Source organism: Shewanella mangrovisoli (genome assembly GCF_019457635.1).
Classification (GTDB): domain Bacteria; phylum Pseudomonadota; class Gammaproteobacteria; order Enterobacterales; family Shewanellaceae; genus Shewanella; species Shewanella mangrovisoli.
In genome coordinates, this window is sequence record NZ_CP080412.1 from 735,629 (window position 1) to 751,053 (window position 15,425).

Here is a 15,425-nt window from a genome sequence, read left to right on the forward strand (position 1 = left end):
TCTATGGGGATCCAGATCCTTCCGCCGCAATTAGCCAACCAAATCGCCGCCGGAGAGGTGGTTGAACGGCCTGCTTCTGTGGTGAAGGAGCTTGTCGAGAACAGCCTAGATGCTGGGGCGACGCGTATCGATATCGAAATCGATAAGGGCGGCAGCAAGCTGATTAAGATCCGCGACAATGGTTCGGGGATCCCAAAGGATGAGCTGGCCTTGGCCTTGTCGCGTCATGCTACCTCGAAATTACATTCCCTTGACGACCTTGAAGCGATTCTTAGTTTTGGTTTTCGTGGTGAGGCATTGGCGAGTATCAGTTCAGTATCCCGCTTAACCTTGACCTCGCGCACGGCCGAGCAAACGGAAGCGTGGCAGGCTTATGCTGAAGGCGTCGATATGGCGGTTAAGGTCATGCCGGCCGCGCATCCTGTTGGTTCAACTATTGAAGTTGTCGATCTGTTTTTTAATACGCCTGCTCGCAGACGTTTTCTAAAAAGCGATAAAACCGAATTTACCCATATCGATGAATGGTTAAAACGCATTGCATTAGTGCGCGGGGATATCCACTTTACCTTGACTCACAATGGTAAAACCGTACGCAACTATCGTCCGGCGATGAATGAGCCGCAGTATTTGCAGCGATTGACTCAGGTTGCTGGGCGCCAATTTGCCGATGAGGCGTTGCGGGTTGAATGCCAGCACGATGACCTGCGTTTAAGTGGTTATTTACAGTCGCCTTGGTCAACGGTGTTAACCGACACCCATTACTTTTATGTGAATGGCCGCTTAGTGCGCGATCGTTTAGTTAATCATGCGGTGCGCCAAGCATTTGCCCAAAAAGCCGAGGTCGAACAGCCGGGTTATGTGTTGATGCTGGATATCGATCCCCATCAGGTGGATGTGAACGTGCATCCAGCGAAACACGAAGTGCGCTTTCATCAGAGCCGTTATGTGCATGATTATATTTTGCAAGCACTGCAATCGGCGCTCGAAGAAGCGGGTGAGCTGGGTTTTGAGCGTCCTTTTGAGTCGAGTTCGCCACAGGTTAAGGATGAGATTTCTCTCTCTGAATCTGGCGCGCAGACACAAACTGAGCATCATGCCTTCGAGCTGCAATCGCCTGAATCTAAAACTCATTCAACTTGGGATGAAGCTTCACGTGCAGATACTTCTCGTGCCGAGATGTCACGGGATTCGCAGCTAGGTGAGCGTACTCGGAATAATGCCAGCGCGCGTCCTTGCGCTGGCGTGCAGAGCAATGCTTACGGCAGTATGGCCGTTCCGCGGGAGTCACGCAGTGGTTCTGCAGGGGAAAGTCGTGCCCGAGCCGAGCTTCCTTCTAAGGCGGCTATCGCCAGTTACGGAGAATTGTTGCAGACGCCATCCTATAGCGTGCAGGACAAGCCATATCAACCCGTGCTTGCAATGCCCTCCATACTCAATGGTCAATATTGGGTATTAGCGCAAGGGCAAAACTTGAGTCTGTTGCCGATTCAATCTGTGGCGTTAGCGACACGTAGTCATGAGATAGAAACAAAGCTGGCAACCGGCTTGATAGGTCAGCCCTTATTGATGCCAGTATCGATTGCCGCCGATACCGATTGGCCTGCATTACTCGAAGAACATGAAACACTTATCCGGCAATTAGGATTAGAGCTAACAATTCGCTATCAGCAGTTGATAATTAAAAAAGTGCCCCCATATCTCAGGGATAGCCAGTTAGCGAAGGTGATCCCCGAGTGGTTGCAATCGCTACGTTTTGAAGCGCCAGCACCTAATGCATTGGCAGTGTGGCTGGCAGAGCAGAGTTTAACTGGATTTACCTCGGCTGCGGATATTTGGGCAGCCTATTGTCAGTTAACTGAAGAGAAAAGACAGCAAATTGCCGATAAAGCAGTATCCTTACCTTGGCAATCGTGGCTAGAAGAGCAAGCAATTGAATAAAGAATTACAGCCAAAAGTGGTTTTTTTGATGGGACCAACTGCGTCCGGAAAAACCGCTTTAGCACTCGAATTAGCCGAAAAGCATAATTGCGAGATTATCTCGGTTGATTCAGCATTGATCTATCGCGGCATGGACATTGGCAGTGCTAAGCCCTCTGCCGAGGAATTAGCGCGGGGTCCACATCGACTGATCGACATCCGCGATCCGGCAGAGAGTTACTCCGCCGCCGATTTTAGAGCCGATGCGCTGCGCGAGATTGAACAGATTATTAGCATGGGAAAGACCCCCGTATTAGTGGGCGGGACCATGATGTACTTTAAGGCGCTTTTAGAAGGATTATCGCCGCTACCGAGTGCCGATGAGGCGATTCGGGCCGATATTCAAGCCGAAGCGGACGCAAACGGATGGGAAGCACTGCACGAGCAATTAAGGGAGATAGATCCCGTATCGGCAGAAAGAATTCATCCTAATGATCCACAAAGGCTTTCAAGAGCGATAGAAGTATATAGAATAAGCGGTAAGAGTCTGACCGAGTTAACTCAAACCAAGTCGGCTCCTTTACCCTACGGTGTGGTGCAATTTGCCATTGCGCCCCGTGAGCGCAAAGTGCTGCATGAGTTAATCGGGCAGCGTTTTCGGATAATGTTAGAGCAAGGTTTTATTGATGAAGTCGCCCAGCTGAAAGCGAGAGGTGACCTACATTTAGATTTGCCCTCAATGCGTTGCGTGGGATATCGACAATGTTGGCAGTATCTCGATGGTGAATTTGACTATGATACTATGGTCGAAAAAGCCGTTGCCGCTACTAGGCAATTAGCCAAGCGTCAATTAACATGGTTGCGTAGTTGGCCAGAGTTGAATTGGCTTGAAAGTGGTGCTGAGGGGAATTTAGTTACACTTATGCGTCAATGCCGCTAGCTTATTAGCCCTTGCTGTATAATACTAAAACTAAACAAAAAACTTCACTGATAACGATTTATTTTTATATAAATTAAAAAGGAAATAATAAAATGGCTAAGGGGCAATCTTTACAAGACCCATTTTTGAACGCACTACGCCGCGAGCGCGTTCCTGTATCAATTTACTTGGTAAACGGCATTAAACTCCAAGGACAGGTAGAGTCGTTTGATCAGTTTGTCATTCTGTTGAAAAACACAGTGAGCCAAATGGTTTACAAACACGCTATTTCTACCGTAGTACCTGCTCGTCCATTTAACGTTGCTGGCCATCAAAATGCCCAGGGCGGTTATGGCGCGCAAGACGATATGCCAAGTGGCGAATAAGTTTTAATTGAGGAGTTTGCTTCTTGTTTGATCGTTATGAGGCGGGAGAAACAGCGGTTCTTGTCCATATCGACTTTTCCGATGAGGAACGCCGGGAAGACTTAGTCGAGTTACAGCTATTAGTCGAGTCAGCTGGAGCACGCTCAGTCGGGGTCATTACTGGAAGTCGACGCTCACCAGACCGTAAGTTTTTTATTGGTTCTGGTAAAGCCGAGGAGTTAGCTGCATTAGTGGCTGCGACCGAGGCGAATGTGGTTATTTTCAATCACGCCTTGAGTCCTGCTCAAGAGCGAAACCTTGAACAGGTGTGTCAGTGCCGAGTATTGGACCGAACCACGCTGATCTTGGATATTTTCGCTCAACGTGCTCGGACCCATGAAGGTAAGTTACAGGTGGAGCTAGCGCAATTGCGCCACATGTCGACGCGTCTTGTGCGTGGTTGGACTCACCTTGAGCGCCAAAAAGGCGGTATCGGTTTACGTGGCCCGGGTGAAACCCAGCTCGAAACCGATAGACGTTTGCTCAGGGGCCGTATTAAAAATATCAATAAACGCTTAGAGCGTGTTGATAAACAACGTGAGCAAAGTCGCCGCGCCCGTAAGCGTAGTGACATGCCAACAGTCTCATTAGTGGGTTATACCAACGCGGGCAAGTCAACGCTGTTTAATGCCTTAACCTCATCTGATGTTTATGCAGCCGACCAGCTATTTGCCACACTCGACCCCACATTGAGAAAGTTAGATCTGCCCGACGGTGCCGTGATTTTAGCGGACACTGTAGGTTTTATTCGCCATTTACCACACGATCTGGTTGCCGCGTTCAAGGCAACATTGCAGGAAACGCGTCAAGCGGATTTATTGCTGCATATTGTTGATTGTGCTGATGAAAATATGGCGGATAACTTCGAGCAGGTGCAAAACGTGCTCGAAGATATCGATGCAGCCGAGGTGATGCAGTTGGTCGTTTGTAATAAAATCGACCTGCTTGAGGATGTCACGCCGCGCATCGAATACGATGAACACGGTAAGCCCGTGCGCGTCTGGCTTTCGGCACAAAAACGTTTGGGATTTGATCTGCTCCTGAAGGCAATCACCGAGTTGATTGGTGAAGTCATTCATGAGTTTACACTTAAGATTCCGGCTACTGCTGGACATTATCTTGGCCAGTTTTATCGACTGGATGCGATACAGCAGAAAGAGTACGACGATCTGGGGAACTGTATTTTGTCTGTTCGTTTATCGGATGCCGATTGGCGCCGATTAGCTAAACAGAGTCAGGGTGAGTTAGAAACCTTTATCTTCGATCCGTCGACAGAAAAGGCTGTTTGTTAATAATCTAATTTATTTCATCCACTTATGGAGTGCTAAATGGCTTGGAACGAGCCCGGTAACAAGGGTAATGATCCTTGGGGAAATAAAGGTGGTAACGACAAAGGACCACCAGACCTTGATGAGGTTTTTCGTAATCTTTCAAAACGCTTTGGCGGCAAAGGCAATGGCTCATCAGGCCAGAGCTTTAGTTCGTTCAGCTTAATCATCATTCTTGCCATCGCTTTTGTTGTTTGGGGACTCTCGGGTTTTTACACCATTAAAGAAGCTGAGCGTGGTGTTGCGCTGCGTTTTGGTCAGCACATTGGTGAGGTGGGACCTGGTCTGCATTGGAAGGCTACGTTTATAGACCAGATTTATCCCGTTGATGTGCAATCTGTTCGCTCCATTCCTGCTTCTGGCAGCATGTTGACCTCAGATGAAAACGTCGTGAAGGTCGAGTTGGACGTGCAGTATCGTATTCTAGATGCGTACTCTTACCTGTTCAGTGCCGTTGATGCGAATGCCAGCTTACGCGAAGCAACAGACAGTGCGCTGCGTTATGTTATCGGCCACAACAAGATGGACGATATTCTGACCACGGGTCGTGATGCGATTCGTCGCGACACTTGGAAAGAACTCGAGCGCATCATTGAACCGTACAAATTAGGCTTAGCCATTGTTGACGTTAACTTTTTGCCAGCGCGTCCACCTGAAGAAGTGAAAGATGCTTTCGACGATGCGATTGCGGCGCAAGAAGACGAACAACGCTTTATCCGTGAAGCCGAAGCTTATGCTCGCGAAGTTGAGCCAAAAGCGCGCGGTGAAGTTGAGCGTATGGCGCAACAAGCGAATGCCTATAAAGAGCGTGAAATTCTTGAAGCTCGCGGTAAAGTGGCTCGTTTCGAGTTACTGTTGCCTGAGTACCAAGCGGCGCCTGAAGTGACCCGTAAGCGTTTGTATCTCGATGCAATGCAACAGGTGATGACAGATACCAACAAGGTACTGATCGACGCGAAGAACAATGGCAATTTAATGTATTTGCCTTTAGACAAGTTAATGAAAGAGAAGCCTGTGACTACGCCAGAGGTTGAGCATAAGGCTCAGCAGAACGTCAATTCTTCATCTATGTCAACGACTCGCATTGGTGAGCCTTTGAGTGGACGCCCTTCTCGCGAGGACCGTGCTCGCCAAGGGAGGGAGTAATCCATGGGTAGATTAAGTATTGTTCTGATTGCCATCGTATTAGGCATAGGTCTGTCATCTGTGATGGTCGTTAACGAAGGCGAGCGTGCGATTGTGGCGCGTTTCGGTGAAATCGTTAAAGACAAAGTTGACGGCAAACCAGTGACCCGCGTTTTCGGCCCAGGCATACACTTTAAAGTGCCAGTGATCGATAAAGTGAAGTTACTCGATGCGCGTATCCAAACCTTAGATGGTGCAGCGGATCGTTTCGTCACCTCTGAGAAAAAAGATTTGATGGTCGACTCCTATGTGAAGTGGCGTATTTTCGACTTCGAAAAATACTACCTCTCCACTAACGGTGGTATTAAGTCGAATGCTGAGACCTTACTACAACGTAAGATCAACAACGATTTACGTACCGAGTTTGGTCGCCGCACTATCAAGGAAATCGTTTCTGGTAAACGCGATGAGCTGCAAAATGATGCGTTAGAAAACGCCTCTGAAAGCGCTAAAGACTTAGGTATTGAAGTGGTTGACGTGCGTGTGAAGCAAATCAACCTACCTGCAAACGTGAGTAACAGTATTTACCAACGTATGCGTGCCGAGCGTCAAGCGGTTGCTAAAGAGCATAGAGCACAGGGTAAAGAGCAGTCTGAAATTATTCGTGCGACCATTGATGCCAACGTGACCGTGAAGATTGCCGAAGCCGAGCGTAAAGCCTTAACCATCCGCGGTGAAGGTGATGCGCAAGCCGCGAAGATTTATTCTGATGCTTACAGTAAAGATCCTGAGTTCTTCAGCTTCTTACGTAGCTTAGATGCTTACCGTGCGAGTTTCTCCGGCAACTCTGATGTCATGGTGTTAGAACCAGATAGCGAGTTCTTCAAATATATGAAGAGCACTTCACCTAAGAAGTAAGCAATCAATAGTGTATTGAATGGGTCCTGACAACAGGGCCCATTTTTTTATCTGCAGGAAAATGTAAAGTTACAAAATGGGAGCTGGAGTTATATTAGCGATGCATGGATTATGCCGACCTCACAGTCCATTTGCTCAAAAAGTATATCAAAACGATTAAAATCGCTTAATAGCTGTGCTTTTTTTGTCCATTTTTTTTAAAAACACGCAATCTCCCTAACTTAGTTGAGTGTTTTCACTATGATCTGCTTCTAATTTTTAGCTATAATGAGCCCCGCTTCAAACTTCGATTTTTGCCCATGGTGATAACTAGGTGGCAGAAAGTCTTTGAAAAACAAAAATTCCAACACCCTCTGGGAGATAAGTGGATGAGCAATGCGCCAGTCGATACCGGACGTCGCAGATTCCTGACAGCCGCAACCGCCGTAGTAGGTGGTGCTGGTGCCGTCGCTGTAGCGGTTCCTTTCATCAAGTCATGGAATCCGAGTGCCAAGGCGAAAGCTGCAGGTGCGCCGGTAGAAGTAAATATCAGTAAAATTGAGCCAGGTCAGCTGATCCGTGTTGAATGGCGTGGAAAACCTGTATGGGTTGTCCGTCGCACAGAAGCAGTGATTAATGAACTGCCAACACACGACGATAAGCTAAGAGATCCAGCGTCTGCAGAAATGCAACAACCTGAATATGCAACAAATCCTCTGCGTTCTATTAAGCCAGAGTATTTTATTGCCGTCGGTATTTGTACCCACCTAGGATGTTCACCAACTTATTTACCAGATTCATTTGGTGAGCAAGTTCAAGGCGTGACTTCTGGTTTCTTCTGTCCATGTCATGGTTCTAAGTTCGATATGGCGGGCCGCGTATTCCAAGGCGTTCCAGCTCCATTGAACCTAGTTATCCCTCCACATCAATACGTTGATGATGGCACCGTTATCATCGGTGTAGATAAAGGAGTGGCGTAATGGTTAAGAATTTAATTAATTGGATCGATGCGCGTATCCCAATGACGGCGACTTATAACCGTCACGTGGGTCAGTATGCGACGCCAACTAACTTTAACTTCTGGTACTTCTTCGGTTCATTAGCCATGTTGGTATTGGTTAACCAATTACTGACGGGTATCTGGTTGACCATGAACTATGTACCAACAGCAGAAGGTGCGTTCGCCTCTGTTGAATACATCATGCGTGACGTAGAGTACGGCTGGTTATTGCGTTATATGCACTCAACGGGTGCGTCTGCATTCTTCGTGGTGATCTACTTACATATGTTCCGTGGTCTGATTTACGGTTCATATCAAAAACCTAGAGAACTGCTGTGGCTATTTGGTATGTTGATTTTCCTCGTGCTGATGGCTGAAGCCTTTATGGGTTACTTGCTACCATGGGGACAAATGTCTTACTGGGGCGCGCAGGTAATTATTTCTCTGTTCGGTGCTATCCCTGTTATCGGTGATGACTTAACCCTGTGGATCCGTGGTGACTACGTGATCTCTGGCGCGACACTGAACCGTTTCTTCGCTCTGCACGTTATCGCACTGCCATTAGTGTTAGTGGTTTTAGTGTTCTTACACTTAATCGCCCTGCACGAAGTGGGTTCAAACAACCCAGACGGTATCGAAATCAAGAAGAACAAAGACGAGAATGGCTGGCCAGTTGATGGTATTCCATTCCACCCATACTACACAGTTAAAGACATTATGGGTGTTGCGGGCTTCTTGATCGTGTTCTGTTACGTGCTGTTCTTCATCCCTGAAGGCGGCGGTTACTTCCTTGAGAAGCCAAACTTTGAAGCGGCTAACCCAATGAAGACACCAGAGCACATTGCGCCTGTATGGTACTTCACTCCGTTCTACGCCATCTTACGTGCTGTTCCCGATAAATTGGGCGGTGTGGTAATGATGGGTCTGTCGATTGCAGTGCTGTTCGTATTGCCTTGGTTAGACCGTTGTAAAGTGAAGTCAATTCGCTACCGCAGCACGCTGCACAAGTTGAACATCGCTCAGTTCGCTGTATCGTTCATCGTCTTAGGTTACTTAGGCGCTGTACCTGCAACACCAGAGCTGACTATTGTTGCACGTATCTTCACTGTGACGTATTTCGGCTACTTCTTATTACTGTGGTTATACAGCAAAAATGAGAAAACTAAGCCTGTTCCAGCGAGGTTGACACACTAATGAAAAAATTACTGATTGCATTAGTTACATTGCTCCCGACGCTGGCGATGGCCGCGAGTGGACACAATGTACATTTAGAAAAAGCCAATGTTGATCTGCATGATAAGGCTTCTTTAGAGCGTGGTCTGGACATGTTCCAACACTATTGCTCTGGTTGTCACAGCACTCAGTATCAACGCTATGAGCGTGTGGCGAACGATATCGGTATTTCAGCCGATGATATGCGTAGCAAGTACATGTTTACCGATGCCAAAATCGGTGAGCTGATGCAAAACGCAATTCCACACAAAGATGCTGCTAAGTGGTTCGGTGCTACACCACCAGACTTAACCTTAGTCGCACGTGTTCGTGGCGAAGATTGGGTGTATTCATATCTCAAGGGCTTCTACAAAGACCCAAGCCGTCCATTCGGCGTAAACAACACTGTCTTCCCATCAGTGGGTATGCCACACGTTCTTGAAGAACTGCAAGGCACACCTGTTAAGCAAGAAGATGGCACTATTGTGGTCTCTGGTGGTAAGTTAAATGCAGAAGAGTACGACCAAGCAGTTCGTGATATCACTGGCTTCTTAGTCTATTCGGCTGAACCTGTTAAGTTAGAGCGTCAAGCTTTAGGTTGGTGGGTACTTGGATTCCTGTTTATCTTCTTTATTGTGGCCTACCTCTTGAAGAAAGAGTACTGGAAAGATGTACACTAGGCACCAATAACGGGTAAAATATAGTATCCGCATAGTGTAAACGGGGGGCTTTGCCCCTCGTTTACTTTTGTTTTATTTCGACTCTGGAGGGTATCAATGGCTGTTGCTGCCAACAAACGCTCTGTCATGACACTGTTTTCAGGTGCTGATGATCTGTATAGCCATCAAGTGCGTATCGTGTTAGCTGAGAAAGGGGTTACTGTTGATGTTTTACAGGTCGACCCAAACGAAATGCCTGAAGATTTACTTGAAGTAAATCCTTATAACTCAGTGCCAACCTTATTAGATCGTGAACTCGTTCTGTATGAATCACGTATCATCATGGAATACTTGGATGAGCGTTTCCCTCATCCGCCGTTGATGCCAGTTTACCCAGTATCTCGCGGCCAAAGCCGTTTGATGATGCACCGCATCGATACTGACTGGTACTCACTCGTAGACCGTATTCGCAAAGGCGACCGCGCCGAAGCGGCCCGTAAAGAACTGACTGAAAGTTTACTTTCAATCGCGCCAGTATTTGGTGAAATGCCTTACTTTATGAGCGAAGAATTCGGTTTAGCGGATTGCTACCTCGGCCCATTATTATGGCGTTTACCTGTATTAGGTATCGAGTTAGACAGCCGCGTAGCGAAAGACATCAAAGCCTACATGACACGTATTTTCGAGCGTGAATCATTTAAAGCTTCGTTGACTGAAGCTGAACGCGAAATGCGCATGGGAATGTAATGAAAGCGTTGACTCCAAATCGTCCTTATTTACTCAGGGCTTACTACGATTGGTTGATGGACAACCAATTAACGCCTCACGTTGTCGTGGATGCCTTTGTGAAAGGCACCCAAGTACCACAGCAGTACGTGAAGGATGGCCAGATCGTATTAAATATCGCGGCCAGCGCGGTGGGCAATTTGCAAATTGGTAATGAATTTGTGGAGTTCAATGCGCGTTTTGGTGGTGTACCTCAACAGGTATTATTGCCAATGGCCTCTATTGTGGCCATTTACGCCCGTGAAAATGGCGCAGGGACTGTCTTCGATATTGAAGATGCGTACTTAGTCGAAGAGGAAGCCGAATCGACTTTGTCTGTTATTGAGACAAACGAGAAGCCAACCGAGCCTACGGATGAGCCGCCTAAGCGTCGCAGTCATTTAACCTTAGTTAAATAGGTTAATTACACCCTGTTCTATACTCTTGAAAGCCAGTCTATCGACTGGCTTTTTTATTGGATAAAGGTTTAATCCGCGCAAAGGCCTGTGGTAGCATTTGCGCCGCATTTCAGCCGTGGAGTGCATCGACTTACCATTTGAGCCAATGGATTTTGTATGTTGCTAATGATCGACAATTACGACTCTTTCACCTTTAACTTAGTGCAGTATTTTCAGCAGTTAGGGCAAGATATCGTGATTAAACGCAATGATGAAATCAGCTTAGCGGAAATCGAGGCGCTGGCACCGAGCCATTTAGTCATATCTCCTGGCCCCTGTTCGCCCAATGAGGCGGGGATTTCCCTCGCGGCGATTGAGCATTTTGCCGATCGTTTACCTATCCTCGGTGTGTGTTTAGGGCATCAAGCCATGGCGCAGGTGTTTGGTGCCAAGGTTGTGCGAGCGCAGCGGGTGATGCATGGTAAAGTCAGTGCGATTACTCATACAGGCGAGCGCCTATTTAAAGGGTTAAATCAGCCATTAACTGTAACCCGCTACCATTCACTGCTGGTCGATGCTATCCCTGAGGGATTTGTGCTGGACGCTTGGTTTGACGACCCAACCCATGGTCGCGAAATCATGGCCATGAGCCATCAGCTGCTGCCACTCTTTGGCGTGCAATTTCACCCCGAGTCGATTTTGACCGAGCAAGGCCATGAATTATTGGCAAATTTCTTGTCGCAATCGGCTCTAGCTTAATCGAAAAGATCCATTCAGCTCTAATCTTTGTTACAAGATTTCTCCTCCTTTTAAGCAAATATGTCGCCCAAGTGTGATATAACTGCCGCAAAACGACGCTTGCCCACTCGCGTTGGAGTCTACTCCATAGTGTTGCTAGGGTTGCGATAACAATAAAAGGAAGGACGAATGAACTGCGTAATGCGAAATTTGGGTTTAAGTGCGTTAGCCGTTGCGGTATTGACGAGTTGCGCCGCCACCTCAACTGAAACGGCGACTCCCGCGACCACACCACAGGCTTATCAAGTCCCTTTAGCTCAGCCTCCCCAAGTTTCACAACCTCTTACGCTGAATCAAATTATGGCGAACCCCGATTGGATGGGGATTTTCGCTAAGGAAGCCTACTGGAGTGATGACAGCCAGAGCGTTTTCTTTGCCCGCCAACCTAGCGCATCGCCGCTACGGAATTATTATCAGCAGGGCATTAATGACAGCCGCGCCGTTGAACTGGCCATCGATAAACTACACGCGGCGGACCAACAATTTGGTGTGTTAGACAATGCTAAGGCCAACAAGGCGTATCTCTATCAAGGCAATATTTTTGTTAAGCATTTAAGCTCTGGCAAAATCACCCAGCTTACCCGTCAGCGCACTGCCATCAGTGGCCTGCGTTACCTTAATAATGGCGATATCGCCTATTGGCAAGGGGATAATGTTTTTCAAATCCATCAAGACAGTGGATTAGTGGAACAGTTGGCTGAAATCAAAATGGTGAAAGCGCCGGAGGGTGTGAAAGAGCCGAGCAGCTACTTGGCCAAACAGCAGCACAGACTCATTCAATATGTGGCGTTGCAGCAAGAAAATGCCAAAGCCAAAGAACAGTTTAAGAACGAACTGCAAAAGAGCGATCCGACCCTCGCCGCTAACACTTGGTATCTCGGTGATGCTGAGGTGGTGTCTGAGCTGAGTTTGTCACCAGACGGTCGCTATCTGTTTGTGGCCTTAACCGATAAAAACTACACCGGCAGCAGTGAACACGACATCATGCCAAACTACCTCGGTAGCGAAGGCTATATCGACCCTGTGCCAGTCCGCGCCCGTGTTGCAGAAGATACGCCATCGGGGCAACGCTTTGTGGTACTTGATCTAAATGAGCATAAACAGATTGATGTGACTATCGAAGGCCTAACAGGTTTCGATGAGGACGTTTTAGCTAAGGTGAAGAGTGAAAACGCCAAGGCAAAAGGTGAGTCGTATCAAAGTACTAAGGCACCTCGTAAAATCCAGCTGATGCAGGATTGGGGCTGGACTCAAAGTGCGATTCAATGGCATGAGTCTGAGGACAAGCTGGCGGTGATGGTCGAAGCGACCGATAACAAAGATCGCTGGATTGCCAGTGTCGATCTGGCAAAGGGCAAGTTTATCACCGAGCACCGCCTCCATGATGATGCTTGGGTGAACTACGACTATAACCAATTTGGTTGGTTACCTGGAACAGACACACTTTACTATCTCTCTGAAGAAACAGGCTATTCCCAGCTTTATATCAAGGCCCGTGGCGAAAAGCCCCGCGCCTTGACTCAAGGTAAGTTTGTGGTGAGCGATATTACTCTATCGCCCGATGCAAACTACATCTACTACAAGGCTAACCAAAGCCACCCTGGCATTTACAATGTTCATCGTGTGAATATCGCTTCGGGCAAAAATGAGCAATTAACCCAGTGGGACGGTAACTTAGATTACAGCTTAAGCCCCGATGGCACTAAGTTGCTGCTGAATGCGTCTCGCCGTACAGAGCCGAATGAGCTGTATGTTCAGCCGATTGGCGGTGAGTTAAAACAGCTCACGTCATACACCAGCGATGCCTTTAAGCAATATCCATGGCAAGCGCCTGAAGTGGTTGCAGTTCCTTCAAACCATGGCGCTGGCCAAGTATATGCGCGGGTTTATTTGCCGCAGGGTTATGACAAATCACGCGCTGAGAAATACCCCGCCGTTATCTTTAACCATGGTGCGGGCTACTTACAGAATGCCGATTATGGTTTCAGTGGTTACTTCCGTGAGTTTATGTTCCACAACCTACTGACCCAGCAGGGTTATGTGGTGATGGACATGGATTACCGTGGTTCTAAAGGCTATGGTCGCGACTGGCGTACGGCGATTTATCGCAACATGGGTCACCCTGAGGTCGAAGACTTAAAAGACGGCGTGACTTGGATGGGCCAAAATGCCAACGTGGATATTAAGCGTGTCGGTACCTATGGTGGTTCTTACGGCGGCTTCTTAACCTTTATGTCCTTGTTTACTGAGCCTGAGTTATTCCAAGCAGGCGCTGCATTGCGCCCTGTGGCGGATTGGGCGCATTACAACGCGCCATACACCTCCAACATCTTAAACACACCGGATGTTGACCCTATCGCCTACGAGCGTAGCTCGCCCATCGAGCACGCCCAAGGTCTGACTAAGCCATTACTGATCATGAGTGGCGTGATGGATGACAACGTGTTCTTCCAAGATAGCGTGCGTATGGTGCAGCACCTTATCGAGCTGGAAAAGCCTATGTTCGAAACCGCGATTTATCCGGTCGAGCCCCACGGCTTCCGTCAGCCATCGAGCTGGTTGGACGAATATCGCCGTATTTATAAGCTGTTTGAACAAGAGCTTAAGTAAATTGCGCGATAATATGAAGGCCTCAATATGAGGCCTTTTTTGTTGCGCGGATTTCGGCGGCTGTGAATCTAATCAGGGCTGTAAAATAGTCACCCGTTTGCTTATTGCCAAGATGTAACCTATATGCTGAAATTGTCATGTTTTTAACGATTTTAGCGTATGCGCGCCACTTAGCACGGGCGAAATAGGAAAGATAAACTGTGGCGATATCGGTAGCGGGCGGCGTTAGACCCGGCAAAATTATAGAGATAGAACATAGGCTCTATCAGCAACTGATCCTCGGTAAGCAAAAGGCCGGCCCAACCTTATTGGATGATTTAGACCGAGAGCTTGAGGCCGATGCCAATAAACTCGATGTCGAGCGAGAGGCGATTCTGTCGCGGCTACTCAAACAAATTCAGGCCCGTGAAGTCTTTGAGGCCATTTCCAAGCAACTCATCGAAACGGTCAATAATGCCATTGAGCATCAACTGGCATCCCCAGAGTTAGTGCTGGCAAAGTCGGATATTAACGAGTCACAGATCCTGTTACTCGAGCTGTTGCTGGCAAAAAACCTCGATGCGACCCGGTTAAAACCTTTAATCAGTAATTTAAGCTGGTTATGCCGCGATTTAACCAATATGGTCAATAGTCCGGCATTTCGGGCGCGCCGCCCGCAGAGTTCCGATGTGCGCGTCACTGATATCAAATTAGTGATGAATTACATTGGCATCGAAAACCTGCGTACTATTATTCCTTACTTTTGCCTACGTAATTGGCTACCAAGTGGCAACGCTAAGTTACTCTGGACCACCCGTAAGTTGTGGCGCTACAGCATCGTTAGCGGAATAGCTGCGAATGCGTTAGCGCAGCTTCATAATACTGACTCAGCCCTAGTTTATAGTGGCGCATTATTGAATCAGTTAGGCACCTCGGTTGTGCTGAGTCTCAGTGCACGTTTATTCGATAAAACTTGGGGCAATTGGATCCGCGAGGCTAGCTCGAGTCGCGATAAAGAAGTGTATGATGCGGTGATTGCCACTGAGTTTCCGGCTAAGGCGGTATTTGAGCAAGTGCTGGCTCACGGGCACAAACTCAATTGGCAGCTATTAGAGTTACTGAAATTTGAGCATAGCCCCTTAACCCTGTTGTTAAAGGAACTAGACCAAACCTTAACTTACCGCGAACTCTCGATGCCGGCCGCATTAGTGGCACGGGCGAATTGTTATGCTAAGGTGCTGTTACTTGAAGAGATGCGCCAAATCGAACCTCAGGAGAGACGTCTGATGTTCGATTATTACGAGTTGAGCGAACAGGAAGTACTGCGCCTAAAAGCACAGAATTATCGGAAGTTGGATCTGCTGTGATCTGCACGCCGTTCCCATCGGTGTCC

At 47.8% G+C, this 15,425-nt stretch carries 14 protein-coding genes; all 14 read left to right on the top strand.

Annotated elements, in window-relative coordinates:
- The first annotated feature begins 3 nt into the window (after positions 1-3).
- Positions 4-1,938: a DNA mismatch repair endonuclease MutL gene (gene mutL, locus K0H60_RS03285; RefSeq protein WP_220057265.1), complete on the top strand. Its 1,935-nt coding sequence runs from the start codon at positions 4-6 to the stop codon at positions 1,936-1,938.
- On the top strand, positions 1,931-2,857 hold the full coding sequence (gene miaA, locus K0H60_RS03290; protein WP_220057266.1) for a tRNA (adenosine(37)-N6)-dimethylallyltransferase MiaA: 927 nt from the start codon (positions 1,931-1,933) through the stop codon (positions 2,855-2,857). The genes mutL and miaA overlap by 8 nt, the downstream gene beginning before the upstream one ends.
- 92 nt (positions 2,858-2,949) lie before the next feature.
- Positions 2,950-3,222 carry an RNA chaperone Hfq gene (hfq, locus tag K0H60_RS03295; RefSeq protein ID WP_011070934.1) on the top strand — a complete coding sequence of 91 codons (273 nt, stop codon included), beginning with the start codon at positions 2,950-2,952 and terminating at the stop codon, positions 3,220-3,222.
- Between the two features lie 23 nt (positions 3,223-3,245).
- Positions 3,246-4,553 carry a ribosome rescue GTPase HflX gene (gene hflX, locus K0H60_RS03300; protein WP_011715789.1) on the top strand — a complete coding sequence of 436 codons (1,308 nt, stop codon included), beginning with the start codon at positions 3,246-3,248 and terminating at the stop codon, positions 4,551-4,553.
- A gap of 36 nt (positions 4,554-4,589) precedes the next feature.
- Positions 4,590-5,735, top strand: a complete 1,146-nt coding sequence (hflK, locus tag K0H60_RS03305) for an FtsH protease activity modulator HflK (RefSeq protein WP_011715790.1) — start codon at positions 4,590-4,592, stop codon at positions 5,733-5,735.
- A 3-nt stretch (positions 5,736-5,738) separates the two neighbouring features.
- Entirely contained in the window at positions 5,739-6,632 is an 894-nt protein-coding gene (hflC, locus tag K0H60_RS03310; protein WP_023268786.1) for a protease modulator HflC, read from the top strand.
- 368 nt (positions 6,633-7,000) lie between these two features.
- A complete protein-coding gene (gene petA, locus K0H60_RS03315; protein ID WP_011715792.1) occupies positions 7,001-7,591 on the top strand; it encodes a ubiquinol-cytochrome c reductase iron-sulfur subunit in 591 nt (196 codons plus the stop codon).
- Complete coding sequence (locus tag K0H60_RS03320) at positions 7,591-8,805, top strand: cytochrome b (RefSeq protein ID WP_011715793.1); 1,215 nt, start codon at positions 7,591-7,593, stop codon at positions 8,803-8,805. Before petA ends, K0H60_RS03320 begins: the two co-directional genes overlap by 1 nt.
- Positions 8,805-9,503, top strand: coding sequence for a cytochrome c1 (locus K0H60_RS03325; RefSeq protein WP_220057267.1), 699 nt, complete (start codon positions 8,805-8,807; stop codon positions 9,501-9,503). The genes K0H60_RS03320 and K0H60_RS03325 overlap by 1 nt, the downstream gene beginning before the upstream one ends.
- A 96-nt stretch (positions 9,504-9,599) precedes the next feature.
- The gene (gene sspA, locus K0H60_RS03330) at positions 9,600-10,229 is read left to right on the top strand and encodes a stringent starvation protein SspA (RefSeq protein ID WP_011715795.1); all 630 of its coding nucleotides are present in this window, start codon (positions 9,600-9,602) and stop codon (positions 10,227-10,229) included.
- Positions 10,229-10,666: a ClpXP protease specificity-enhancing factor gene (locus K0H60_RS03335; RefSeq protein WP_011715796.1), complete on the top strand. Its 438-nt coding sequence runs from the start codon at positions 10,229-10,231 to the stop codon at positions 10,664-10,666. The genes sspA and K0H60_RS03335 overlap by 1 nt, the downstream gene beginning before the upstream one ends.
- Before the next feature lie 156 nt (positions 10,667-10,822).
- Entirely contained in the window at positions 10,823-11,404 is a 582-nt protein-coding gene (locus K0H60_RS03340; RefSeq protein ID WP_220057268.1) for an anthranilate synthase component II, read from the top strand.
- Between the two features lie 168 nt (positions 11,405-11,572).
- Positions 11,573-14,053, top strand: coding sequence for a S9 family peptidase (locus K0H60_RS03345; RefSeq protein WP_220057269.1), 2,481 nt, complete (start codon positions 11,573-11,575; stop codon positions 14,051-14,053).
- A gap of 200 nt (positions 14,054-14,253) precedes the next feature.
- Positions 14,254-15,399: an HDOD domain-containing protein gene (locus K0H60_RS03350; RefSeq protein ID WP_220057270.1), complete on the top strand. Its 1,146-nt coding sequence runs from the start codon at positions 14,254-14,256 to the stop codon at positions 15,397-15,399.
- Positions 15,400-15,425: the final 26 nt, after the last annotated feature.

Coding starts and splice junctions, on each gene's coding strand:
- mutL (WP_220057265.1), top strand. CDS start 4: ATGGGGATCCAGATCCTTCCGCCGCAATTAGCCAACCAAATCGCCGCC.
- hfq (WP_011070934.1), top strand. CDS start 2,950: ATGGCTAAGGGGCAATCTTTACAAGACCCATTTTTGAACGCACTACGC.
- hflK (WP_011715790.1), top strand. CDS start 4,590: ATGGCTTGGAACGAGCCCGGTAACAAGGGTAATGATCCTTGGGGAAAT.
- hflC (WP_023268786.1), top strand. CDS start 5,739: ATGGGTAGATTAAGTATTGTTCTGATTGCCATCGTATTAGGCATAGGT.
- petA (WP_011715792.1), top strand. CDS start 7,001: ATGAGCAATGCGCCAGTCGATACCGGACGTCGCAGATTCCTGACAGCC.
- K0H60_RS03320 (WP_011715793.1), top strand. CDS start 7,591: ATGGTTAAGAATTTAATTAATTGGATCGATGCGCGTATCCCAATGACG.
- K0H60_RS03325 (WP_220057267.1), top strand. CDS start 8,805: ATGAAAAAATTACTGATTGCATTAGTTACATTGCTCCCGACGCTGGCG.
- sspA (WP_011715795.1), top strand. CDS start 9,600: ATGGCTGTTGCTGCCAACAAACGCTCTGTCATGACACTGTTTTCAGGT.
- K0H60_RS03335 (WP_011715796.1), top strand. CDS start 10,229: ATGAAAGCGTTGACTCCAAATCGTCCTTATTTACTCAGGGCTTACTAC.
- K0H60_RS03340 (WP_220057268.1), top strand. CDS start 10,823: ATGTTGCTAATGATCGACAATTACGACTCTTTCACCTTTAACTTAGTG.
- K0H60_RS03345 (WP_220057269.1), top strand. CDS start 11,573: ATGAACTGCGTAATGCGAAATTTGGGTTTAAGTGCGTTAGCCGTTGCG.